The organism is Streptomyces sp. NPDC018964 (genome assembly GCF_044390325.1).
Taxonomy (GTDB): Bacteria; Actinomycetota; Actinomycetes; order Streptomycetales; family Streptomycetaceae; genus Streptomyces.
The window spans coordinates 1-21,732 of sequence record NZ_JBIRYZ010000008.1; the positions used below are offsets into that span (position 1 = coordinate 1).

22 protein-coding genes are annotated in these 21,732 nt (G+C 72.8%); 8 read left to right on the forward strand and 14 right to left on the reverse strand.

Annotation, left to right across the window (positions count from 1 at the left end):
- Positions 1-89: 89 nt before the first annotated feature.
- Positions 90-785: a TetR/AcrR family transcriptional regulator gene (locus tag ACH5AO_RS15240; protein WP_398924732.1), complete on the reverse strand. Its 696-nt coding sequence runs from the start codon at positions 783-785 to the stop codon at positions 90-92.
- A 64-nt stretch (positions 786-849) separates the two neighbouring features.
- On the reverse strand, positions 850-2,748 hold the full coding sequence (locus ACH5AO_RS15245; protein WP_398924733.1) for a hypothetical protein: 1,899 nt from the start codon (positions 2,746-2,748) through the stop codon (positions 850-852).
- A gap of 134 nt (positions 2,749-2,882) precedes the next feature.
- Here ACH5AO_RS15245 and ACH5AO_RS15250 point away from each other — a divergent pair, with 134 nt between their 5' ends.
- The gene (locus ACH5AO_RS15250; RefSeq protein ID WP_398924734.1) at positions 2,883-3,332 is read left to right on the forward strand and encodes a hypothetical protein; all 450 of its coding nucleotides are present in this window, start codon (positions 2,883-2,885) and stop codon (positions 3,330-3,332) included.
- A gap of 78 nt (positions 3,333-3,410) precedes the next feature.
- Here the strand turns inward: ACH5AO_RS15250 and ACH5AO_RS15255 are convergent, their stop codons facing one another.
- From ACH5AO_RS15255 to ACH5AO_RS15290, 8 genes are all read right to left on the reverse strand, one after another.
- Positions 3,411-4,922, reverse strand: a complete 1,512-nt coding sequence (locus ACH5AO_RS15255; RefSeq protein ID WP_398924735.1) for a DUF1996 domain-containing protein — start codon at positions 4,920-4,922, stop codon at positions 3,411-3,413.
- A 221-nt stretch (positions 4,923-5,143) separates the two neighbouring features.
- Positions 5,144-5,797 carry a LuxR C-terminal-related transcriptional regulator gene (locus ACH5AO_RS15260; protein WP_398924736.1) on the reverse strand — a complete coding sequence of 218 codons (654 nt, stop codon included), beginning with the start codon at positions 5,795-5,797 and terminating at the stop codon, positions 5,144-5,146.
- Entirely contained in the window at positions 5,782-7,047 is a 1,266-nt protein-coding gene (locus ACH5AO_RS15265; protein ID WP_398924737.1) for a sensor histidine kinase, read from the reverse strand. Before ACH5AO_RS15265 ends, ACH5AO_RS15260 begins: the two co-directional genes overlap by 16 nt.
- A 68-nt stretch (positions 7,048-7,115) precedes the next feature.
- Positions 7,116-8,126, reverse strand: coding sequence for an SDR family oxidoreductase (locus tag ACH5AO_RS15270; RefSeq protein ID WP_398924738.1), 1,011 nt, complete (start codon positions 8,124-8,126; stop codon positions 7,116-7,118).
- A 72-nt stretch (positions 8,127-8,198) separates the two neighbouring features.
- Positions 8,199-8,747, reverse strand: a complete 549-nt coding sequence (locus ACH5AO_RS15275) for a winged helix-turn-helix domain-containing protein (protein ID WP_398924739.1) — start codon at positions 8,745-8,747, stop codon at positions 8,199-8,201.
- Positions 8,748-9,069: 322 nt separating this feature from the next.
- Positions 9,070-10,098 carry a glutamine synthetase gene (gene glnII / locus ACH5AO_RS15280; protein WP_398924740.1) on the reverse strand — a complete coding sequence of 343 codons (1,029 nt, stop codon included), beginning with the start codon at positions 10,096-10,098 and terminating at the stop codon, positions 9,070-9,072.
- A gap of 262 nt (positions 10,099-10,360) precedes the next feature.
- Complete coding sequence (locus ACH5AO_RS15285) at positions 10,361-11,014, reverse strand: hypothetical protein (RefSeq protein WP_398924741.1); 654 nt, start codon at positions 11,012-11,014, stop codon at positions 10,361-10,363.
- Positions 11,015-11,123: 109 nt separating this feature from the next.
- On the reverse strand, positions 11,124-11,483 hold the full coding sequence (locus ACH5AO_RS15290) for an arsenate reductase family protein (RefSeq protein WP_398924742.1): 360 nt from the start codon (positions 11,481-11,483) through the stop codon (positions 11,124-11,126).
- Between the two features lie 233 nt (positions 11,484-11,716).
- Here ACH5AO_RS15290 and ACH5AO_RS15295 point away from each other — a divergent pair, with 233 nt between their 5' ends.
- The 6 genes from ACH5AO_RS15295 to ACH5AO_RS15320 all read left to right on the forward strand — a co-directional run bounded on the left by ACH5AO_RS15295 (position 11,717) and on the right by ACH5AO_RS15320 (position 18,072).
- Entirely contained in the window at positions 11,717-12,031 is a 315-nt protein-coding gene (locus ACH5AO_RS15295; RefSeq protein ID WP_398924743.1) for a hypothetical protein, read from the forward strand.
- A gap of 179 nt (positions 12,032-12,210) precedes the next feature.
- Positions 12,211-13,473 (forward strand): sensor histidine kinase, encoded by a 1,263-nt coding sequence (locus tag ACH5AO_RS15300; RefSeq protein WP_398924744.1) that lies wholly within the window; start codon positions 12,211-12,213, stop codon positions 13,471-13,473.
- Positions 13,473-14,147, forward strand: a complete 675-nt coding sequence (locus ACH5AO_RS15305; RefSeq protein ID WP_398924745.1) for a response regulator — start codon at positions 13,473-13,475, stop codon at positions 14,145-14,147. Before ACH5AO_RS15300 ends, ACH5AO_RS15305 begins: the two co-directional genes overlap by 1 nt.
- A 171-nt stretch (positions 14,148-14,318) precedes the next feature.
- A complete protein-coding gene (locus ACH5AO_RS15310; RefSeq protein WP_398924746.1) occupies positions 14,319-14,759 on the forward strand; it encodes a hypothetical protein in 441 nt (146 codons plus the stop codon).
- An 86-nt stretch (positions 14,760-14,845) separates the two neighbouring features.
- Positions 14,846-15,514 (forward strand): ABC transporter ATP-binding protein, encoded by a 669-nt coding sequence (locus ACH5AO_RS15315; RefSeq protein WP_398925229.1) that lies wholly within the window; start codon positions 14,846-14,848, stop codon positions 15,512-15,514.
- Positions 15,511-18,072: an FtsX-like permease family protein gene (locus tag ACH5AO_RS15320; RefSeq protein WP_398924747.1), complete on the forward strand. Its 2,562-nt coding sequence runs from the start codon at positions 15,511-15,513 to the stop codon at positions 18,070-18,072. The genes ACH5AO_RS15315 and ACH5AO_RS15320 overlap by 4 nt, the downstream gene beginning before the upstream one ends.
- A 6-nt stretch (positions 18,073-18,078) precedes the next feature.
- Here ACH5AO_RS15320 and ACH5AO_RS15325 read toward each other — a convergent pair whose 3' ends face one another.
- Positions 18,079-18,336, reverse strand: a complete 258-nt coding sequence (locus ACH5AO_RS15325) for a hypothetical protein (protein WP_398924748.1) — start codon at positions 18,334-18,336, stop codon at positions 18,079-18,081.
- 131 nt (positions 18,337-18,467) lie between these two features.
- Positions 18,468-19,877: a type I glutamate--ammonia ligase gene (gene glnA / locus ACH5AO_RS15330; RefSeq protein WP_217136728.1), complete on the reverse strand. Its 1,410-nt coding sequence runs from the start codon at positions 19,875-19,877 to the stop codon at positions 18,468-18,470.
- A 210-nt stretch (positions 19,878-20,087) separates the two neighbouring features.
- Here glnA and ACH5AO_RS15335 point away from each other — a divergent pair, with 210 nt between their 5' ends.
- Complete coding sequence (locus ACH5AO_RS15335) at positions 20,088-20,558, forward strand: RDD family protein (protein WP_398924749.1); 471 nt, start codon at positions 20,088-20,090, stop codon at positions 20,556-20,558.
- A 92-nt stretch (positions 20,559-20,650) separates the two neighbouring features.
- Here the strand turns inward: ACH5AO_RS15335 and ACH5AO_RS15340 are convergent, their stop codons facing one another.
- Together ACH5AO_RS15340 and ACH5AO_RS15345 are read right to left on the reverse strand one after the other, a co-directional pair.
- Positions 20,651-21,355 carry a DUF4191 domain-containing protein gene (locus ACH5AO_RS15340; protein WP_351999195.1) on the reverse strand — a complete coding sequence of 235 codons (705 nt, stop codon included), beginning with the start codon at positions 21,353-21,355 and terminating at the stop codon, positions 20,651-20,653.
- A gap of 37 nt (positions 21,356-21,392) precedes the next feature.
- A complete protein-coding gene (locus tag ACH5AO_RS15345) occupies positions 21,393-21,638 on the reverse strand; it encodes a hypothetical protein (protein WP_398924750.1) in 246 nt (81 codons plus the stop codon).
- Positions 21,639-21,732: the final 94 nt, after the last annotated feature.

Sequence of the window (21,732 nt, forward strand, 5' to 3'; positions counted from 1 at the left end):
CGCCGGCATCTGGCACAACTGGACCACCGGCGCCAAGATCAAACGGTCCCTGATCGCCTATGACCACTGAGAACATCGGACTCATTCATCTAGGGAGCGGCCAGTGAGATCAGCCGGGTGGCGAGGTCGGTGAACGGCCCGTCGCCCGGCTCGTTCTTGAGCAGGCCACGCAGCAGCGTGGCCAGTTCCTCGTCGCGGGCGGCGGCGACGGCGGCCAGCGCGGCGAAGTCCTGCACCAGCTGCGCCTCCAGCTCGGCGCGCGGGATGCGCCTGCCGTCCAGCCAGATCAGCGCAGTCGACTCGACGAGCGAGATCCAGGACCGTACGACCAGTTCCAGCCGTACCGGCGCCGGACCCACCACCCCCATGTGCGACAGCATCTGGTCGTACGCGGCCTGCCGCACGGAGTCGATCAGCGCGTTGGTGGCCGAGGAACCGACCGCCGGGCCGCCGCGCATCAGAGCGGCGAAACCGGGCCCGTGCTCGTCGACGAAGTCGAAGAAGCGGGCCATCGCCCGCCGCAGCCGCGACCCCAGGGGGCCCTCGTGCGGCTCCGTGAACCGGGAGGCCAGATCATCCGCCGCCCGCCTCAACGCGGCCTCGTACAGGCTGAGTTTGCCGGGAAAGTAGTGGTAGACTAGCGGACGGGAGATGCCCGCCCGCGACGCTATCTCGTCGACGGAGACCTCGTCGGGGGAGCGCCGGCTGAACAGTTCGAGGGCCACGCCGATCAACTGCTGCCGCCGTTCCTCGACTCCCATTCTGCGCCGTGCCCCGCTCGTCATGCGAACACCTTACCGATTGATTCCGGCCTCGAACGGCCCGGACCGGACGGGGGTGTTCGACCGGCTAGCGCAGTCCACCGATCGACCGTCCGTCCTCCAGCCTGCCCCTGAGCTCGGCCCGGGCGCCCTTCCTCGCGCGGACGGCCAGCAGACGGCCCCGGACCGCCCCCTCGACCCCGCCGGTCGCCCTGACCGACACCGTGTCACCGCTGCCGGCGGCCAGCAGGTACCAGGTGCCCGCCCCGGACCTCCACAGCACCCCGGCGAGCACCCGGGGCTCCCGTTCCCCGCAGGCCGGCACGGACTCGGCCTTCGCCGCCACCGCCCCGAACCGCCCGCCCGGCGTGTGGAACTGCGCCAGCACCCGGGCCCCGCCGCCCCGCCAGGTCTCCGCGCGGGTGCACACCCACTCCGCCGTGCCTCCCGCCGCGGGCAGCGGCTGCTCGGCGAACACCCAGGCGTTCACGCTCCGCACCCCCGCCGAGCGCATCGCGCCCAGCGAGCAGGCGTACGGCGCCCAGGTGCGCAGCGCCACGGCACCGGAGGCCTCACGTGCCCCGCCCGGACGTCCGGCGGTGAGGTGGGCCGGGACCAGTTCGCCGAGGTCGGTCACCAGCCGGGTGCCGGTGCCGTCGGCCAGCTGCAGCACGTTCCAGGAGGTGCACGGTCCCGGCCGCAGGGCGGGACTGGCCAGCGGCGAGGTCACCCCGCCGCTGAGGGGGAGGGACATCACGCCCGAGTCCGGCTCGCGCAGGTCCCGCTCGCCGGCCTCACGGACCCAGGGGGCCAGCAGGTAGCGGACGTTGCCGTCGGCCCGGCTCAGCACCACCGCGCCCGACCCGGCCCGCCCGGCGCCGTCGACGCGGGCGAAGTCGAGGACGGCGCCTTGCGTGCCGTCCTTCGGCTCGGCGTACCTGGCCAGGCGCAGACCGTCGTACAGGATCACCACGCGCGCGGTGTCGACCGTCCCCGCGTACAGCAGCCGGGGTGGTCCGGCGGGGCCGCCGGACGGGGTGCCCGGGGTCGCCGACACCCGCACGCCCTCCCCGGGCCGGGCCCAGACGGCGAGGGCGCGGCGCAGCAGGGCCCGGTCACCGGTGCGGTCGCCGCGCGCCGGCCACACGGAGAAGTCGGTGCGCGCGGAGGTCTTCCACGCGGTGGGGGAGACCCGGGTCAGCTTCCCCGGGTCCAGCGCGGCCTGCGCGGCCGGGTTGCGCGCGTACGGGGGCGCGGCGGCGCCGTCCGGGCCCCAGCCGTCGCCCGGCGGCCCCAGCAGTGTCCCGCACACCGCCAGCGCCGCCCCGCCGACCAGCGCGGCCTTCAGACGCCGGCGGCGGCGCAGCAGATCCGTAGGCCGGGCCCGGAGCACGCAGGGGTCGAACTCGGGGGAGTCGAGCAGCCGGTACGGGTCGGGGATCCGGTCGGCCTCCTCCAGCGCGGCGTCCACGTCGGTGACGCCCGCCGCCGTGAGCACCTCGCGCACGTCCCCGTCCGGGAGCCGCTCCAGGCCGCGCAGGGCGTGGGCGGCGCGGGCCGGCCCGGACAGTTCGGCCAGCCGCTGGTCCAGGGCGAGTTCGTCGGCGCCGCCCGAGCGCGGGAACAGCTTCAGCCCCCACACCCGCGGAAGCGGCGGCGGCAACCGCCTCCCGCGCCCCAGCGCCGTGCGCAGCACCTGGAGGCGGATCAGCGCGTACCCCGGGTCGCCGTCCCGGCCGGCCCGCTGGGCGGGGATCAACGGCGCGGCGGTGCGGCCCCGGGGCAGTGCCCGCTGGACCAGGGCGTGCGCGGTGAGCACCCGCCTGCTCCGGCCGCTGCCGGACGGCAGCACCAGGTAGGCGAGCCGGACGAGCCGCGGGTAGTGCTCGACGAGCGCCGCCTCGGCCTGCTCGACGCCCACGACCGGGCCGGCCGCGGAGGGGGCGGGGGAGTCGGGGGAGGGCGGGACGACATCCTGTGGCTGCACACCCGGCAGAACGAGCGGACCGGGGGATGGTCACCGGGATTTGAGCGTCGCGGGCGTCGCGGCCGTATCGAAGGGGGAGGGCCCCGAGCCGGGGCTCCGTGCGGCATGTCGCCCGTGAGGGACCGGAGGAACACATGAGGCTGACCCGACCGATGCTCGCGCTGGCCGGTGCGGCGGCGGCACTGGTGCTGACCGCCTGCGGATCCGGCGGGGGCGGCGAGGACGAGGTGCCGCCCACCGCGACCGGCAGCCTGGAGCACCTGGCCGCCGAGGCGGAGTGCGAGCCGAACATGCAGACCGACGCCGACACCATCCGCCAGGCGCTGTGCGAGAAGGGCGACGAGAAGTACGTCCTCGCCACCTTCGCCACCGACCGGGGCCAGGCCGAATGGCTCAGCACCGCCAAGGACTACGGCGGCTACTACCTCGTCGGCCGCAAGTGGGTGGCCGTCGGCGAGGAGCGGACCGTCACGGCGCTGCGGAGCACACTCGGCGGGACCATGGAGGAGGGCTCCGAGCACATGAACCCCGGCGGCAGCCACAACCAGGGCGGCGGCCACAGCGAGGGCGGCCACCACGGCTGACCCGAGGCCTCGGGCACACGAAGGGGCCGGCGGCGGGAGATCCCGCCGCCGGCCCCTTCTCCGGTTACCGGACCGCCGCTACTGGCAGTCCTGGCCGCTGTTGATGCACTCGACCATCTGGTTCATCAGCTCCTCGTCGAAGAAGTTGATGAAGTCGTTGTGGTCGGTGATCGGCTTGTGCAGCTGCTCCGGGAAGGAGTCCAGCGCGAACGGGTTCACGACCTGCCCGTTCTCGATCCGCGGGGCCGGGATGTTGTCGTACACCAGGCGGACCTGGAGCTGGGGGATGGCCTGGAAGCCGTTCGAGCAGGTGCCGTCCGCCTCGACGAAGTCGACGTGCGTGCGGTGGTTGGCGCTGTCGATGTTCTGGCCGTCCCAGCAGCTCTGGAAGGCGGTCGTGCGGACCACGCCGCTGCCCTCGGGGCAGACCGGGTACTTGTCCGTCACCTGCCGGTCCTCGAAGCCGGTGCAGCTCCAGGCGGTGTTGGCGTTGTTCAGGCCGTTGGTGAAGGCCTTCGCGTCACCGGTGATGATGCGCAGGGCCGTCGGCATGGCGACGACGTCGCTCGTCCGGTTGCCGACGAACTTCAGCTCCACGTCGGTGGGCGCGACGATCTTGCCGACGTTGCCGTCCTGCCCGCCGCCCGGCTGGCCCTGGTCGATGTCCTGCGTACCGTCCTGGATCCGCAGGACCGGCCAGAAGTACGTCGACCGGTCGCCCTGGTTCTGACAGGTCGTCTCGCCGTTCGCCAGGTCCTCGTCGCTCGCGAAGGCGGTGTTGGCCTGGTTGCCGACGTAGTCGTGCTGGTGCTGGGCGCCGTTGCTGACACCGGGAGCGACGATCACGTTGTCCGAGTTGCGCAGCTCGTTCTCGTTGGTGCCGCACTCGGTGGTGAAGCTGCCCGTCGAACCGCCGTCGCCGTTCGCGGCCAGGCCGTTGGGCAGGTTGCGGGAGTTCGGCTGGACGTCCTCGATCTTGATGAAGTCGTCCGCCACGGGACCGTTGCCGGCCTGACCGCCGTTGCCCTGGTCCTGGCCGTTGTCCTGACCGCCGCCACCCTGGTTCTGGCCGCCGTCGCCCTGACCGCCACCCTGGTCCTGGCCGCCGCCGTTCCCCGGCTGCTCGGCCGGGACGCCCTGGCACCGGGCGAACCGGCCCAGGTCGCGCGGCGCCTTGCCGCCCGCCCGGTTGATGTTGATGCCGATCCGGTCCAGGGTGGCCGTCCGCTTGGACTTCAGCGGTCCGAGGATGGCGTTGTCGACGTAGCTCGCGTCACCCGCCTGGGCCTGGCGCGTCTCCGCGAGACGCGTGTAGGCGTCCGTGATCTGCCGGTCCAGCAGCGCCAGTTCCTTCGCCACGCCCCTGCGTGCCTGCCGCGGCACCTTCGTCAGCTTCTGGCCGACGTCGGGGCAGTTGATCGTGGCGACCTGCGCCCCCCTCGACTTCGTCCGGTTGTGGCCTCCGTCCTCGTGCGCCGAGGCATAGAAGTTGGCCCAGACCAGCCCGCCCCCACCGAGCGCCAGGGCCGCCGCCCCGGCTGTCACTTTGGTGGCCAGCGGCATACGGCGTTTTCTTGTGTTGCGTCCCATGGAACTCCCTCTTGACCTTCCTTACGGGGGCATCCCTTTGCGGGGCATCGAGCGGCCCGACAGGAGTGAAGCGGCTCCCTTGAGTACGGGAGCCGCCCCACGGGTGTTCACCCGTCACGGAAATCGGTGAGAAGTTCGTACGCACCAATGGTTTCAACAGGCCCTGGAACACCGGGAGTTGTCGACCGTCCACCCGGAGTGAAGGGGCGGCGGGCCCGGTTTCACCGGCCGTGGTCGAGATACGCGAGAACCGCCAGCACGCGCCGGTTGTCGTCGTCCGAGACCTCAAGACCCAGCTTGGCGAAGATGTTCGCGGTGTGCTTCGCGATCGCCCGTTCCGTCACCACCAGCTTGGCCGCGATCGCCGCGTTGGTCCGCCCCTGCGCCATCAGCTCCAGCACCTCCAGCTCGCGGGGCGTCAGCCGCGCCAGCGGCCGGTCGTTCCCCGACTGCCGCGCCAGCAGCTGCTGGATCACCTGCGGATCCATCGCCGTACCTCCCCGCGCCACCCGCCGTACCGCGTCCACGAACTGCTCCGCGTCGAACACCCGGTCCTTCAGCAGATAGCCCACCCCGCCTCCGCCGTCCGCCAGCAACTCCCGTGCGTACAGCTGCTCCACGTGCTGCGAGAGCACCAGCACCGGCAGCCCCGGCCGCCTGCGGCGGGCCTCCAGCGCGCACTGCAGCCCCTCGTCGGTGTGCGTCGGCGGCAGCCGTACGTCGACCACGGCGACGTCGGGGTCCTGATCGGCCAGCGCCCGCGCCAGCTCGGGTCCGGACTCCACGGCCGCCGCGATCTCGAAGTCGTGCGCTTCGAGCAACCGGACGAGTCCGTCGCGCAGCAGGAACAGGTCTTCGGCTAGGACAACGCGCAAGGGATCTCCACGGTGACCATGGTGGGGCCGCCGGCGGGGCTGCTGACGGCCAGGACGCCGTCGAATGTACCCAGTCGCCGCTCCACCCCGGTCAGCCCCGAACCGGCGCCGATCACCGCGCCGCCCCGCCCGTTGTCGGTGACCGCCACCCGCAGATGGCCGTCGGCGTGGTGCAGGTCGATCCAGACGCGGTCCGCCCCGGAGTGCTTCACCGCATTGGTGAGCACCTCGCTCACCGCGAAGTACGCCGCCGACTCCACCGGCGCCTCCGCCCGCCCGGGCAGCTCCACGGTCACCTCCGTGGCCACCGGCAGCCGCAGCGCCAGCGCCCGCACCGCGTCCCCCAGCCCGCGCTCGGCCAGCACCGGCGGGTGGATGCCGCGCACCAGCTCCCGCAGCTCGGTCAGTGCCTCGGCGGAGGACCGCCGGGCGTGCGCCAGCAGCTCACGCGCCTTCGCCGGGTCCTTCTCGATCAGCGCCTCGATCGTCCCCAGGTCCATGCCCATGGCGACCAGCCGCGCCTGCGCCCCGTCGTGCAGGTCCCGCTCGATGCGCCGCAGTTCGGCGGCGGAGGTGTCCACGGCGTCCCGCCGGGTCTCGGTCAGCACCCGCACCCGCTCGGCCAGCTCGCCCCGGCCCGAGCCGAGGACGGCCCGCGTGAGCAGGAAGTGGACGTGCAGCAGGCGCGGGGTGAGGAAGTGAGCGAGGAACAGCAGGGCGAGGGCGAGCGCGCCGGCGCCCAGCGCGGACATCTGGTCCGTCACCCGTACGAAGCCGTACCAGTACCCGTCGGGCAGCACCCGCCACAGTCCGGCCGCGATGGCCATGCCCTCCAGCGGATAGACCAGCAGCGCGAACGGCAGCAGCGCGGTGACGAAACCGGCGGTCATGTCGACCGGCAGCCACCGCAGGTCCCGCCAGGTCGCCGGGTCGCCCAGCATCCCGAACGTCCGCCCCCACGGGTTGGCGTCCTCCGGTATCGGCCGGTACGACGGCGGGATCCGCACCCCGCCCCACTCGGCCGCCAGCACCCGCCGCCAGTTCGCGAACGCCCGCACCCCCCGCAGCACGTACGGGGTGGTGACGATGCCGACCCCGATCGGGATCAGCGCGATGGACACCACGGACAGCACGAAGCACAGCACCGCCCCCGGCAGCGCCACCAGGGCGAGCGCCAGCCCTCGTATCGCGGCGAGCGCGATGCCCCGCCCCCCGGTCCGCCCCTGGCCGTTCTTCGTGTCGGTGGTCATGGCACCAGTCTGGCCGGGCGGGGCGGGCGGGGCACTGGGCCGGGCACCCGACCCGGGGGTGGTGCTGGCTACACCCCTCCGGTAGCCCCCAGCACCTTCGCCTCCACCTCCGGATCGAGCCCGATGGCCGGCCGGTCCGGGCGCCGGGGCGCGGTGCCGCCGATGTCCTCCAGCCAGGCCCAGGTGTCGGCCACGGTCTCGGCGACCGGGCGGCAGCGCAGCCCCGCCGCGACCGCCCGGGAGACGTCCGCCGAGTGCAGCGCGTCGTGCAGGTCGCTGCCCGGTGGCACCCACACCGGCAGCTGCGTCCACGGCTCGATCCCCGCTTCGAGGATCACCTCCGGCGCGGTCCACCGCAGCTCGGCCGCGCCCCCGGTCACCCCGGCACACGCCTCCAGCAGCTCGCCCGTCGTGGTGTGCCCCCGCGGCGACATCAGGTTGTACGGCCCGCTCAGCCCCTGCTCCACCGCCCCGAGGATCCACTCCGCGAGGTCGCGGACGTCGACGTACTGGAGCGGCAGGTCACGCGGGCCCGGCGCGAGGACCGGCCCGCCGCGCGCCGTCCGGTCCAGCCACCAGGGCAGCCGGCCCACGTTCTCGTACGGCCCGAGGATCAGCCCCGCCCGCACCAGCAGCGACCGGTCCGCGCCGAAGGCGTCCACGGCGGCCAGCTCACCGCCCCGCTTGTCCCGCGCGTAGTCCGTGGGACCGGCGTCGGCACGGGCGCCCTCCACCACGGGCGCCCGCTCGGTGTACCCGGCGGGCGGGGCCCACTCGTACACCGAGCAGCTCGACACGTACACGTACCGTCCGGCGCGGCCCCGCAGCAGCCGCGCCGCGTCCCGCACCGCGCGCGGCGCGGACGACCAGGTGTCGACGACGACGTCCCACTCGCCGGGCTCCTCGCCGAGCGCGGCCAGGCCGTCCGGCGCGGTGCGGTCACCCAGCAGCGTCCGCGCGCCCCGCGGCGCCCCGTGCCGCCCCCGGTGGAAGACGGTCACCTCCCAGCCCCGCCCGAGGGCCGCCTCGACGACGGCCCGGCCCGCGAACTCCGTACCACCCAGCACCAGAAGTCTCATACCGGTGACTCTGCCCGGCCGGGCGGCGCGGGGGAACGGGAATCTGCCGTCGGCAGACCGGCCGCAGGGGACTCAGCGCCCGGCCGGCGGAACGTACTTGTAGCCGACCCGGCGCACCGTGCGGATCGTGTCCCGGTGTCCGGCGCCCAGTTTGCGGCGCAGCCGGGCGATGTGGACGTCGACGGTACGGCCGTCGCCGACGTGGCCGTAGCCCCACACCGTGCCGACCAGGTGGTCCCGGGTGTGCACCCGGTTCGGGTGCGCCACGAGGTGGGCGAGCAGTTCGAACTCCAGGTAGGTGAGGTCGAGTTGCCGTCCGTCGACGTGGGCGGTGCGCTGTGCGGGGTCGACCCGGATCAGCGGGTCGCCGGCGGTTTCGGGCTCGGGGGAGCCGGCCGGGAACGGCGGTTGCCGGTCGGCGGGGACCAGCACCAGGTAGCCGACCATCGGCGGGCGGCCGGGCAGGACGGGCAGGGCGTGCTGCGGCGCGGGCAGCCAGGTGGCACCCGGCGGCAGCAGGTCCGCCACGGTCACCACCTCGTCCCGGTCGACGGCGCGCAGCCGGGGAGGTGCGGAAGGGGAGGCGGGGGGCACGGGGGACAGGGAACGGGGGGTCGCCATGAGTCGTCAGCTCTTTCGCGCGAAGGGATGCGTCGAGGACGTTCGCGGTGCGCGCCGGCCGAAGGCCGGGAGGGGATCCGGGCGTCAGAGGGCCGGCGCGCTCGTCGCGCGACAACACACCCGGTCGAAGTCGTGGTGCTGACGGGAAGGCCAGAACGGTTCCAGGTCACGGCGACCCGTCGCGTCGTACTTCCGGAAGCTGGCCATGCGTCCATTGAAGCAGACGCGGGGGATCCGCAGGAGTCCCCTTCCACCGCTCGGACGACGTGGAGGGGCGCCCACCCCGATCGGTGGACGCCCCTCGCGACGACTGCGGTACGGATCAGACCTGGCCGGCCTTCTCCAGCGCGGTGCAGCACGTGTCGACCAGCAGGCGGGTCACCACGTACGGGTCGACGTTGGCGTTCGGACGGCGGTCCTCGATGTAGCCCTTGCCGTCCTTCTCGACCTGCCACGGGATGCGGACCGAGGCGCCGCGGTTGGAGACGCCGTAGGAGTACTCGTTCCACGGGGCGGTCTCGTGCAGGCCGGTGAGGCGGTCGTCGATGCCGGCGCCGTAGTTCTTGACGTGGTCCAGCGGCTTGGAGCCCTCGCCGAGCGACTCGCACGCGGTGATGATCGCGTCGTAGCCCTCGCGCATCGCCTTGGTGGAGAAGTTGGTGTGCGCGCCCGCGCCGTTCCAGTCGCCCTTGACCGGCTTGGGGTCGAGGGTGGCGGAGACCTCGAAGTCCTCGGCCGTGCGGTAGAGCAGCCAGCGGGCCACCCACAGCTGGTCGGAGACCTCCAGCGGGGCCAGCGGGCCGACCTGGAACTCCCACTGGCCGGGCATGACCTCGGCGTTGATGCCGGAGATGCCGAGGCCCGCCTTCAGGCAGTTCTCCAGGTGCGCCTCGACGACGTCACGGCCGAAGATCTCGTCCGAGCCGACACCGCAGTAGTAGCCGCCCTGCGCGGCCGGGAAGCCGCCCTCGGGGAAGCCGAGCGGGCGGGCACCCTTGAAGAAGGTGTACTCCTGCTCGATGCCGAAGATCGGCTCCTGCGCGGCGAACTTCCCGGCGACCTCGGCCAGCGCGGCACGCGTGTTGGTCGCGTGCGGCGTCATGTCCGTGTTCAGGACCTCGCACAGCACCAGGACGTCGTCACCGCCGCGGATCGGGTCCGGGCAGACGAAGACCGGCTTGAGCACGCAGTCGGAGGCGTGGCCCTCCGCCTGGTTGGTGGAGGAACCGTCGAAGCCCCAGATCGGCAGCTCCGCGCCCTTGGCGTCGTCGGCCAGGATCTTCGTCTTGGAACGCAGCTTGGCGGTCGGCTCGGTGCCGTCGATCCAGATGTACTCGGCCTTGAAGCTCACGGTCCACATCCTTCGGGGGTGGGTCTGGGCGCTGGTGCGGGTGCTGCGGCGCTGCGGCACTGGGGCGCCGCCGTCGATGCCACGCAGCTTGTCAACAGGCGATTTCCCGGCCATTGCCCGAATGTGAACCCCGTGTTACCTGACACCGCCGCGTCCCGCCCCACCGTGTGAGCACGCGTGCCCGGTCGCGGGGGACGCGGGCGGGCCCGCCGCCCCGGTGGGGGGAGCGGCGGGCCCCGGGGATCCGCGACGAACCCGGACCTCACCCCACCTTCTCGATCACCGCCCGGCGGATCAGGAACTTGCCGGCCTCGCGGACCTGCTCGAAGGCCGCGTTGTTGAGCAGTACGCAACTGCCGGAGACGGAGGTGACCTCCACCGTCGTGGACTTGCCGTTGTCCAGGTTGGTCACCTTCAGCTTCGTGCCGGCCGGGAACCGGTCGCTGGACGCGGCCGGGGCGCCGTCCTCACCGGAGAGGGTGACGGTCGACCCGTCGCACACCTGCTCACCGGAGGCCTGCGCCGCCCCTTCCCCCTCCGCCGCGGCCGGCGGCTGCGAGGGTGCGGGCTGCTGCGGCCGCGCGGCCTGGGAGTCCTGAGCCGACTCCCCCACCGTGCACCCGGACGCCTCCTGCTGGACCCGGATCTGGGCGATGACCGCCTCGCGGTTGGCGATCCGCGCCTCGGACTGCGCGTCGGGGGCGGCCCGCTGGCCCTCGATGAACTTCTCGTTGTTGCCGAGCGCGGTGGCCAGGCCCTGGCAGACGGTCGAGTCCGCCGCCGACTTGGTGGTGGCCGACGGCGGGGCGGCGTTCGACGTGGTCGCCATGACGAAGGCCCCGCCTCCCGCCACCGTCGCGGCACCGACCAGCAGCGCGAGCTTCTTCTTCGGACCGAGCGTTCTCCTGCGCGACATCCGCGCCTCCTGAAGAGGTAGGGGGGCGTACGCCGCTATGTACGAGATACCGAACGGAGTTGCTCAGCGGCCGGGCCGACTCGCCGAAGTGGCCTGCGTCACACGGCCGTCAGCGGGAGAGGGCGTCCCGTACGGCCTCCTCCGTGCGGCCCACGACCGCCGTACCGTCGTCCGCCGTGATGATCGGCCGCTGGATCAGCCCGGGGTGCGAGGCGAGCGCCGCGATCCAGCGGTCCCGCGTGCCGGCGTCCCGCGCCCACTCCTCGATCCCCAGCTCCGTCGCGACGGCCTCCCGGGTCCGGGTGATGTCCCACGGCTCCAGCCCGAGCCGCTCCAGCACCGCCCGGATCTCGTCCTCGCTCGGCACGTCCTCCAGATAGCGGCGGACGGTGTACTCGGCCCCCTCGGCGTCGAGCAGGCTGAGGGCGCCACGGCACTTGGAACAGGCCGGGTTGATCCAGATCTCCATGCCGCCCACGGTACGCCGACCCCCACTCTGTTCGAATTCTTCGCCCTCGTGCGCGTGTCGTGCGGGACCTGTGTGACGTCACGGCAAAACCCATCTCCACCAGGGCATTTATTGGCTCCTTCGGGCCTGCTGATTGTCAGTGGGGGACAGTAGAATGGAGGCAGTGTTCGAGGGTGGTACCGGAGTCGTCGGGGACCCCGGCGGACCGCCCCGACCGCGACAGGAGGATGCCCGTGCCCGCTGCCGCACTGAAGCCGAAGCCCCTGCCCACCCAGTCCACCGCGAAGCGTCCCGTGCCGCTCGAACTGCCCTGCGCTCCCGTGGAGAAGCGCCCGCTCCCGGCGGGCCGCCCGCGCGAGTGGTACGTCACGCACAACCGCCGACTCAAGGCGATGCGGCTCGCCATCGCCCTGCTCGACTCCGGCGTCTACCTGCCCAGCCAGGCCCGCAACGCCAAGATCCGCACCACGGCGGCCCTGATCGGCGTCCACCCGCCGTCGGACACCACCTGCCACATGGTGCGCGCGTTCATGCGCTACAACCGCTGAGCCGCCGACCGGTGCCGGGCGGCCTCCGCGTGCGGGGCGCCCGGCACCGGTGTGCCGCGCGCTGAGGCAGTATGGGCGGGTGAGGGCGCCGTCCTCACCCCGAAGTCGCCGCGGTCCGGCGGCACTTGTTCCGGCAGGCCGCGCGGTCGCGGCCCCGCCGGAGGCGAAAGGTACGACGCTTGGCTGAGGAGAGGACGGTCCCGGTCCCGTCGGCCTGGATGGCGCCGTCCGGCCGGTACGGACGCGCCGTCGCCCGGGCGTGCGACATCGGCATCGTGCTGCTGGTCCTGGTGGCGGCGGAGTACTACAGCGAGGAGTACGACCTGCTCTTGGGCGGGCTGATGGCCCTGTGCCTGCTGGCCCGCAGACGGTTCCCCGGCACGGTGCTGGCGGCCGTCCTGGCGCTGGGCGTCGTCCAGTTCGTCCTGTACGACCTGCCCGACTTCCCGCTGGCGTCGGCGCCCGCCTCGTACGACGTGGCCGTGCTGTTCGCCATGATGTCGGTCGTCCACCACTCCCGGACCACCTGGATGCCGTACCTCGCGGGCGCCGTGGTGCTGCTGGCCACGGCGGCCGGGACGGTGGGGATGCCGGTCCTCGGCATCGAGCCGTTCGTCGACCTCGAATCGCTCCCGATCTTCTGGGGACTGACGCTGACGGTCTGGCTGACGGCCTTCGCCCTGCACACCCGGCGCCTCTACGCCGAGAGCCAGGCGGCCCGCGCCTGGCACGCCGAGCGGGAACAGGAACAGCGGATCCGGCTGGCCGCGACCCGGGAACGGGCCGAGATCGCCCGTGAACTGCACGACGTGGTGGCGCACAGCCTGGCCGTGATGATCCTCCAGGCCGACGGCGCCGAGGCCGTGCTGCGCAAGTCGCCGGACAGGGCGCAGTCCGCGCTGAGGACGATCGCCGCCACCGGCCGGGACGCGATCGACGACATGCACCGCATCGTCCGGGTGCTGCGCGAGGGGAACCCCGGCTCCGCCGACCCGGACCCCGGCGCCCCGGACCCCGCCGACGGCGGCCCGCCACGGCGCCTGGTCACCCTCGACGAGATCGAGGTCGTCGCCGAACGCGCCCGGGCCGCCGGGCTGACCGTGGACGTGTCGGTCGAGGTCGGCGAGGGACGGCTGTCCCCGGCGGAGGAGATGACGGCCTTCCGCATCGTCCAGGAGTGCCTCACCAACGTGCTCCGCCACGCCGGAGCCGGGGCCGGGGTCGACATCCGGCTCCACGAGGAGCGGGACACCCTGCTGATCAGCGTGGTCGACGACGGGGCGGGCACCCTCGCCGGCCACGGCGTCGGCGGACGCTCCGGAGGGAACGGACTCGTGGGGATGCGGGAGCGGGTGGAACTCGCCGGGGGCAGCTTCGAGGCCGGCCCTCGGCTCGGCAACGGATGGCACGTACGTGCCTCGATTCCGACAAGGACGACGTGATGACACAGGCGGACAGACCGATCCGGGTGGCCGTGGTGGACGACCAGCCGCTGATCCGGGCCGGTTTCTCCATGGTGCTGGCCGGCCAGGACGACATCGAGGTCGTCGGCGAGGCGGAGAACGGGGCGGACGCCCTCGACCTGCTGGAAAAGGTCGAGGCGGACGTCGTCATCATGGACATCCGCATGCCCGTCATGGACGGCATCCAGGCCACGGAGCGGCTGATGCGGCTCGACGACCCGCCCGGCGTACTGGTGCTGACCACCTTCGACAACGACGAGGACGCGTTCGCGGCCCTGCGCGCCGGAGCCGGCGGCTTCCTGCTGAAGAACGCCCCCGCCGCGGAGGTCGTGAACGCCATCCGGGTCCTGGCCGCGGGGGAGTCGGTGGTGGCGCCGCGCATCACCCGGCTGCTCCTCGACCGGGTCTCGGACCGGCTGGCCCCGGCGAACGGCCAGGCCGAACGGCTGGACGTCCTCACCGCACGCGAGCGGGACGTGCTCACCCTGGTCGCCCGGGGGCTGTCCAACGCCGAGATCGCGGCGGAACTGTACGTCGCGGGGGCCACGGTGAAGACGCACCTGGGCAACCTCATGGCGAAGCTGCACCTGCGGGACCGTGCCCAGGCCGTCGCGTTCGCCTACGAGTCCGGGCTGGTCCGTCCCTCCCCCTGAGGGCGCAGAAGCGCCCCCCGGTTCTGCACCCGGGGGCGCAGGGGCCGGCCCGTCCGGTGTGCCAGATCCGCCGCCTCCGATCTCGGATCCGTGGCCGATGCCCGGCGGGCCGCCGAACTCCAGACTTCTCACTGCCGCCGAACGCGGCCGAGAAGACATCCGGAGGATTCGATGAACGCCACGCCCGTCACGCCCGCCACGCGGAACCGCAAGCGGAACCGTCTCGTCATCGGCGCGGCGGCGGCCGTGACCGCCATGGCCCTGGCCGCCGGAGCGGGGTACTGGTGGCTGGACCGCGACGAGCTCAGCCAGGCCTCCGCCGAGGACTGCCGGCTGGCGCAGCGCATCATCACCGAGGCCAAGGCGATCTCCGCCGGTCCCGCCCCGGAAGCGGAGAAGTGGTGGGAGAAGACCGGTGACGAGCGCCGCGCGCACATGAAGGACGGCTACCTCGGCTACCGGGTCGCCACGTACGAGGGCTGGGCGCTGGCGACCGCCCGGAAGTCCTCCGAGGCACCGTCCGCGAAGGACGTGAAGGACCTCCGGGAAGTGGCGCGGGGACACTGCTCGGACGCGGGCGTCACCTTGTCCGTACCGCCGCTCGGCGCCTGACCCGGATCGCGGGAACCGTCCCCATGGCTGTCCACACCGCCGCCCCCGACCGCTCACCGGACGACGTCGTCACCGCCACCGGCCTGGTGAAGACCTACCACCAGGGCACCACCGAGGTACGGGCCCTCGACGGCGTGTCCGTCGGCATCCGGCGCGCCCGCTTCACCGCCGTCGTCGGCCCCTCCGGGTCGGGAAAGTCGACCCTGATGCACTGCGTCGCCGGACTCGACACCGTCACCTCCGGCAGCATCGTCCTGGACGGGACGGAGATCACCGGGCTGTCCGACCGGCAGCTGACCCGGGTGCGCCGGGAGCGGATCGGGTTCGTCTTCCAGTCGTTCAACCTGCTGCCCCAGCTGACCGCCTACGAGAACATCGTGCTGCCCCTCACCATGTCCGGCAGGCGACCGGACCGCGAACGGGTGGACCACCTCTGCGAGGTCCTCGGCATCGCCCACCGGGTCTCGCACCGCCCCGCCGAGCTGTCCGGGGGCCAGCAGCAGCGGGTCGCCGTGGCCCGGGCGCTGGTGGCCGGCCCGGCCGTGCTCTTCGCCGACGAACCCACCGGCAACCTCGACTCCAAGGCCGGCGCCGAAGTCCTCACCCTGCTGCGCCGGTCCGTCGACGACCTCGGCCAGACGGTCGTGATGGTCACCCACGACCCGGCGGCCGCGCGGTACGCGGACCGGGTGCTGACCCTCGCGGACGGACGCGTCGTACGGGACGAGCCCGGTGCCACGGGGAGGCGGCGATGAGCACTCCCTGGCGCGCGACCGTCCTGGGCTCCCAGGTGGCGGAACTCCTGCGGCGGCCCGGACGGTTCGCGGCGACCGGACTGTCGCTGCTGATCGCGGCGTTCGTCGTCTTCGGGACCGTCATGGCCCAGCAGATCATCACCGCGACCGTCGTCGAGAGGTTCCGCGGCACACCCGAAGCGGTGTCGCTGGTGGTCACGCCCGGCGACGGGGAGGACATCGACGAGGCCCGCCTGCGCGAGATCCGGAAGACACCCGGAGTCACCGAGGCCGTCGGCCGGATCGACGGCGGCAGCCCGCTGGACGGCAGCGCCGTCGAACGCTACCTCGCCCTGTCCGCGGACCCCGGCGCCGGCGCCCTGACGCAAGTCCGGCTGCTCGACGGCACGTACCCCTCCGGACCGGGCCGGCTCGCCGTCGACACGCGGGCCGCGCGGGAGTACGGCCTCGCTCCGGGATCGTCGCTCACCCTGCTGCAGCCCGAAGCCGACGGTGACGGCACCCGACGGGTGACGGTCGAGGTCAGCGGCGTCGTCCGCGGCACCGCCACGGACGACGCGGAGCCCACGGGGTACGCCCCCGGGCCCCTGCTCGGGGAACTGCTCGGCGTGTCGGGTTACTCCCGCGTCGACGTCCGCACCGACACCGCGTCCTCCGCGTCCGGCTCGGCGGACCCGGCGGAACGGATCCGGCGGGCGGTGCCCGGAGCGCAGGTGCGGTCCGGGGACGAGGTGCGGCAGGAGGAGGCCCGCGAGGCGGTGGCGGAGGCGGAGGACACCCTGGAACTGGTCACCGTCTTCCTCGCCGTCGCCGTCGGCGCGGCCGTCCTCGTCGCGACCTCCACCTTCCGCATCGTCTTCGCACGGCGCGTACGCCAGTTGGCGCTGCTGCGCGCCATCGGGGCGACCCCACGACGGCTCGCCGCCGCACTCGTCGCCGAGGGGGCGGTGGTCGGCCTGCTGGCAGGCGCGACCGGTGTGCTGACGGCCTGGGGCTGCGGGCGGCTCGTCCCCCCGGTCGCCGGTCGGTTCGGACACGACCTGTCCGTCCCCTCCCCCCTTCCGCTGACGGAGGCCGTCCTCACCGTTCTCGGCACCGGACTCCTCGCGGTCCTCGCGGTCCTGGCCCCCTCCCTGAGCGCCTCACGGGTCTCCCCGCTGCAGGCCCTGCGCAGTGCGGCGTCCGGTGAGGGCGCGGCGGGCGGCACCGGCCGGACCCTGCTGGGCCTGCTGTGCGCGGCGGGCGCCGCGTTCCTCGCCCGGCAGCAGTACGGCGGGCTGCCCCAGCCGGGCGACACGGGGTACGACCGGTTCACGGCGCTGACGGTCGTGGTGCTCTCCGGCGGGCTGGCCTTCCTGGCCCTGATCGCCCTCGGCCCCCATCTGGTCCGGCCGGTGCTGGCGGCCGTCGCCGTGCCCCTGCGCCGCACCGGTGCGGCCGGCCGCCTCGCGGTGGCGGGCGTCGGGGGCGCGCCGGGCAGGGCGGCCTCGGTCTCGGTCGTCGTGGCCCTCGGCGTCTGCCTGGTCGGCTCGACCCTGACCTGCCTCGCCTCCCTGAACGCCTACGAGCGCTACCGGCAGGCGGTGGAGGCACCCGCCGACTTCCACCTGTACCCACGGGACGGCGAGACGCTGGACCGGTCGCTGGCCGCCGACCTCGCCTCGCACCCCGAACTCGCCGAGGTGACCGCGTTCCGCACGGTGGAGGTCGTCGAGGACTCCCGCGGCGCGACCCTCTCCGACCTCGACCTCGGCGCCGTCGGCTCCGGCGTGGGCCTGACCGCCCGTACCGGCTCCCTCGACCACCTCGAACCCGGCCACGTCGTCGTGGACGCCGATCACGCCCACGGGCTCGGCGTCCGGGCCGGCGACCGCGTGACGCTGGAGTTCGAGGGCCGTCCCGTCCGGCTCACCGTGGCGGCGACACTGCCCGGAGCCGGACCCTACGGGGGGAACTTCTTCGTCCCCGCCGCGGACCTCACCCGCATGGGAGCGGGCGCCGCGCCCACCACGGTCACCGCCGACGCCTCGCAGGACGACGCCCGGGGGCGGATACGCGCGCAGCGGGCCATCACCGACACACTGACCGGCCCGGAGCGCGGCGAGGGCCGGGTCATCGCCGAGGACTCGGCCGCACAGGCCGGTGAGCCGGACGACCTGCGGACGACGGCCACGACGGTGATCATGGTCCTGGGGCTCACCGTCCTGGTGGCGGTCGCGGGAGTCGCGACCACGGCGAGCCTCACCGTCGTCGAGCGCAAGCGCGAGTTCGGGCTGCTGCGGGCCCTGGGGCTCGGCGGAGCGGCCGTGCACCGCATGGTCACGGTGGAATGCGCGCTCTACGGTGTCCTGGGCGGAGTCCTCGGTCTGGCCCTCGGCGTGCCGTACTCCTGGCTGGTGGTCCGGGTCGCCGAGACGAGCGCCCCGTTCAGCGTTCCCGCGGGGGAACTCGCGGCGGTCTTCACCGCCCTCGTCCTGGTGACCGCCGCCGCGGGCACGGTGCCCGCCCTCCGCGCCTCCCGGACCTCGCCGACGGTCGCCGTCGCCCGGGCCGACTAGCCGGGATCAGTACGGGCGGAAGCCGGTGTACCCGAGCAGCACGATCACCGCGACGACACACCCGAGCACCACGGCCGTCGACACCCACGACGAGCGGCCCGACGATCCCCGGTACTCCGGTTCGCCGCGGAACGGGACCGGTCCGGGCGGGTTGTCCTTCCAGCGCGCGGCGAGCATCCGGGCCCGCGCCGACGGCTCCTTGTGCGCGGCGCCGTCCGCCCACTTGATGTCGAACTCCCGCTCCTCGTCGTCCCTTTCGGACATCCCCGTGACCTTCTCTCGAACAGCAGTGTCAGGCCAAGGATCCCTCTCCGGACGCGACGAGGGAAGCTTTCCGGACACACGACGGCGCCCCCGCCCCTGGAGGAACCAGGGACGGGGGCGCCGTGGGCCGGTCACACGTCGAAGTACAGCTCGAACTCGTGCGGGTGCGGGCGGAGCTGGAGCGGGGCGATCTCGTTGGCGCGCTTGAAGTCGATCCACGTCTCGATCAGGTCCGGCGTGAAGACGTCGCCCTGGAGGAGGAACTCGTGGTCGGCCTCGAGGCGGTCGAGGACCGCGCCGAGGGAGGTCGGGACCTGGGCCACGTTCGCGTGCTCCTCGGGAGCCAGCTCGTAGAGGTCCTTGTCGATCGGCTCGGCCGGCTCGATCTTGTTCTTGATGCCGTCCAGGCCGGCCAGCAGCAGCGCCGAGAAGGCCAGGTACGGGTTGCCGGAGGCGTCCGGGGCGCGGAACTCGACGCGCTTGGCCTTCGGGTTGGAGCCGGTGATCGGGATGCGCATCGCGGCGGAGCGGTTGCGCTGCGAGTACACCAGGTTCACCGGCGCCTCGAAGCCCGGCACCAGGCGGTGGTACGAGTTCACCGTCGGGTTGGTGAAGGCCAGCAGCGACGGGGCGTGCTTGAGGATGCCGCCGATGTAGTAGCGGGCGGTGTCCGACAGGCCGGCGTAGCCCTGCTCGTCGTAGAAGAGCGGCTCGCCGCCCGCCCACAGCGACTGGTGGACGTGCATGCCCGAGCCGTTGTCACCGAAGATCGGCTTCGGCATGAAGGTCGCGGTCTTGCCGTTGCGCCACGCGACGTTCTTCACGATGTACTTGAAGAGCTGCAGGTCGTCGGCGGCGGCGAGCAGCGTGTTGAACCGGTAGTTGATCTCGGCCTGGCCGGCGGTGCCCACCTCGTGGTGCTGGCGCTCGACCTTCAGGCCGGCCTTGGCCAGCTCCAGGGACATCTCGGCGCGCAGGTCGGCGAAGTGGTCGACCGGCGGGACCGGGAAGTAGCCGCCCTTGTAGCGGACCTTGTAACCGCGGTTGTCCTCCAGCGCCCCGGTGTTCCAGGCGCCGGCCTCGGAGTCGATGTGGTAGAAGGACTCGTTCTCGGAGGTCTTGAAGCGGACGCTGTCGAAGACGTAGAACTCGGCCTCAGGACCGAAGTACGCGGTGTCCGCGATCCCGGTGGAGGCCAGGTACGCCTCGGCCTTCTTGGCCACGTTGCGCGGGTCGCGGGAGTACTGCTCGCCCGTGATCGGGTCGTGGATGAAGAAGTTGATGTTCAGCGTCTTGTCGCGGCGGAACGGGTCGACCCGGGCGGTCGACAGGTCCGCGCGCAGCGACATGTCGGACTCGTGGATGGCCTGGAAGCCGCGGATCGACGATCCGTCGAACGCCAGCTCCTCGTCCGGGTCGAACGCCTCGGCAGGGATCGTGACGTGCTGCATCACACCCGGGAGGTCGCAGAACCGGACATCGATGAACTTGACGTCCTCGTCCGCGAGGTACTTCTTGGCGTCGTCGGCGTTCTGGAACATCCAGCTCCTCCTACTCCCGACCGTCCCGCCGGGGTGGTAGATCGTTCGTGTGGCCAGTGCGGGTGGCACACGCTGCACTCGACCCTAGGGACGGGTCATTTCTCCGGCGTGACCCATTTGTTTCGCACAAGTTAACCGGGTTCTCTCCCACGGTAGCCCCGGCGCACCCCGCCGTCCTGTGGTCATATCCGGGCGCAGTACCGTGGACGGGTGGACAACAGGCAAGCAATCGGATCATGGCTCTCCGGGCCCCGCGCGGCCCTGGAGGACGCCGGTGCCGAGTTCGGCTACCGGGGTGAGCAGCTGGGGCTGCCGGAGGACGGACCGGGCTCGATCGCGGGCCCCGGCCGCAGGCTCGGCGCCCTCGCCGTGGACTGGGGACTGTGCGTCCTGATCGCATACGGCCTGATCACCGACGGCTACTACGGACAGGCGACCAGCAACTGGGCGCTGCTGGTGTTCCTCGTACTGAGCGTCCTCACCGTCGGCACGGTCGGCTTCACCCCCGGCAAGCGGCTGTTCGGGCTGCGGGTGGTCGCCCTCGGCACCGGCCGGGTCCAGCCGCTGCGCGGGCTGGTGCGCTCGGTGCTGCTGTGCCTGGCCGTCCCCGCGCTGATCTGGGACCGTGACGGCCGCGGACTGCACGACCGGCTGGCCCGCACGGTCGAGGTGCGGATCTGACCGGCCGCTCGTGACGGGACACGACGACGGGGCGCCGGAATCGGATTCCGGCGCCCCGTCGTCGTAGAGGAAGTCGTGGCGGAAGGGGCGGGTCAGCGGCCCCTCGGCCCGCCGCCCTTCGGCAGCCTCATGCCCTTGGGCATCGGGCCCTTCGGCAGCGGCATGTTGCTCATCAGGTCGCCCAGGGCGCGCAGCCGGTCGTTGGTCGCGGTGACCTGCGGGCCGGTGAGCACGCGGGGCAGCTTGAGCATGGTCGTGCGGACCTTCTTCAGCTCGACCTGGCCCTCGCCGGTGCCCACGATCAGGTCGTGCACCGGGACGTCCGCGACGATGCGGTTCATCTTCTTCTTCTCGGCGGCCAGCAGGCTCTTCACCCGGTTCGGGTTGCCCTCGGCGACCAGCACGATGCCGGCCTTGCCGACCGCGCGGTGCACCACGTCCTGGTTGCGGTTCATCGCCACCGCGGGGGTCGTCGTCCAGCCCCGGCCGATGTTGTCGAGCACGGCCGCGGCGGCGCCCGGCTGTCCCTCCATCTGCCCGAAGGCGGCCCGCTCGGCCCTGCGTCCGAAGACGATCGCCGTCGCGAGGAAGGCGAGCAGGAAGCCCAGGATGCCGAGATAGATGGGGTGCCCGATCAAGAAACCGATCGCGAGGAAGACACCGAAGGTGACGATTCCGACAGCCGCGAGTACAAGACCGATCTTCTTGTCGGCCCTGCGGGTCATCTTGTAGGTCAGGGCGATCTGCTTCAGTCGCCCGGGGTTCGCAGCGTCCGCTGCGGTTTCCTTCCTCGCCATGTCATGAAGTCTACGTGTCCCCGCGGGGGGCGGTCGGTCAGGGGCGGGTCGTCAGGGACGGGGTGCCCAGGGGCGGGGTGTTCGGGGACGGGGCGCCGGGGGCCCGGTCGAGGACGAGCTGTGCCTCGATCCGGTCCTTGGCACGACGGCGGTCCTCCAGCACCGAGGTCCAGGCGTTGCGGCGGGCGGTGCGCTGGCCGCCGCTCATCAGCAGCGACTCGACGGCGCGCAGCGCGGCGGTGAAGGACGGGATGGCGGTGGCGCGGACGGGCGCGGCCTGCATGGTGGAGGTCTCCCTCGGTGCCGGCGGACAGGGGTGTACGTGCGGTGATTCCAGGCTCACTGACTGGTGTTACCAGGGCGTGACCGACCGGTCA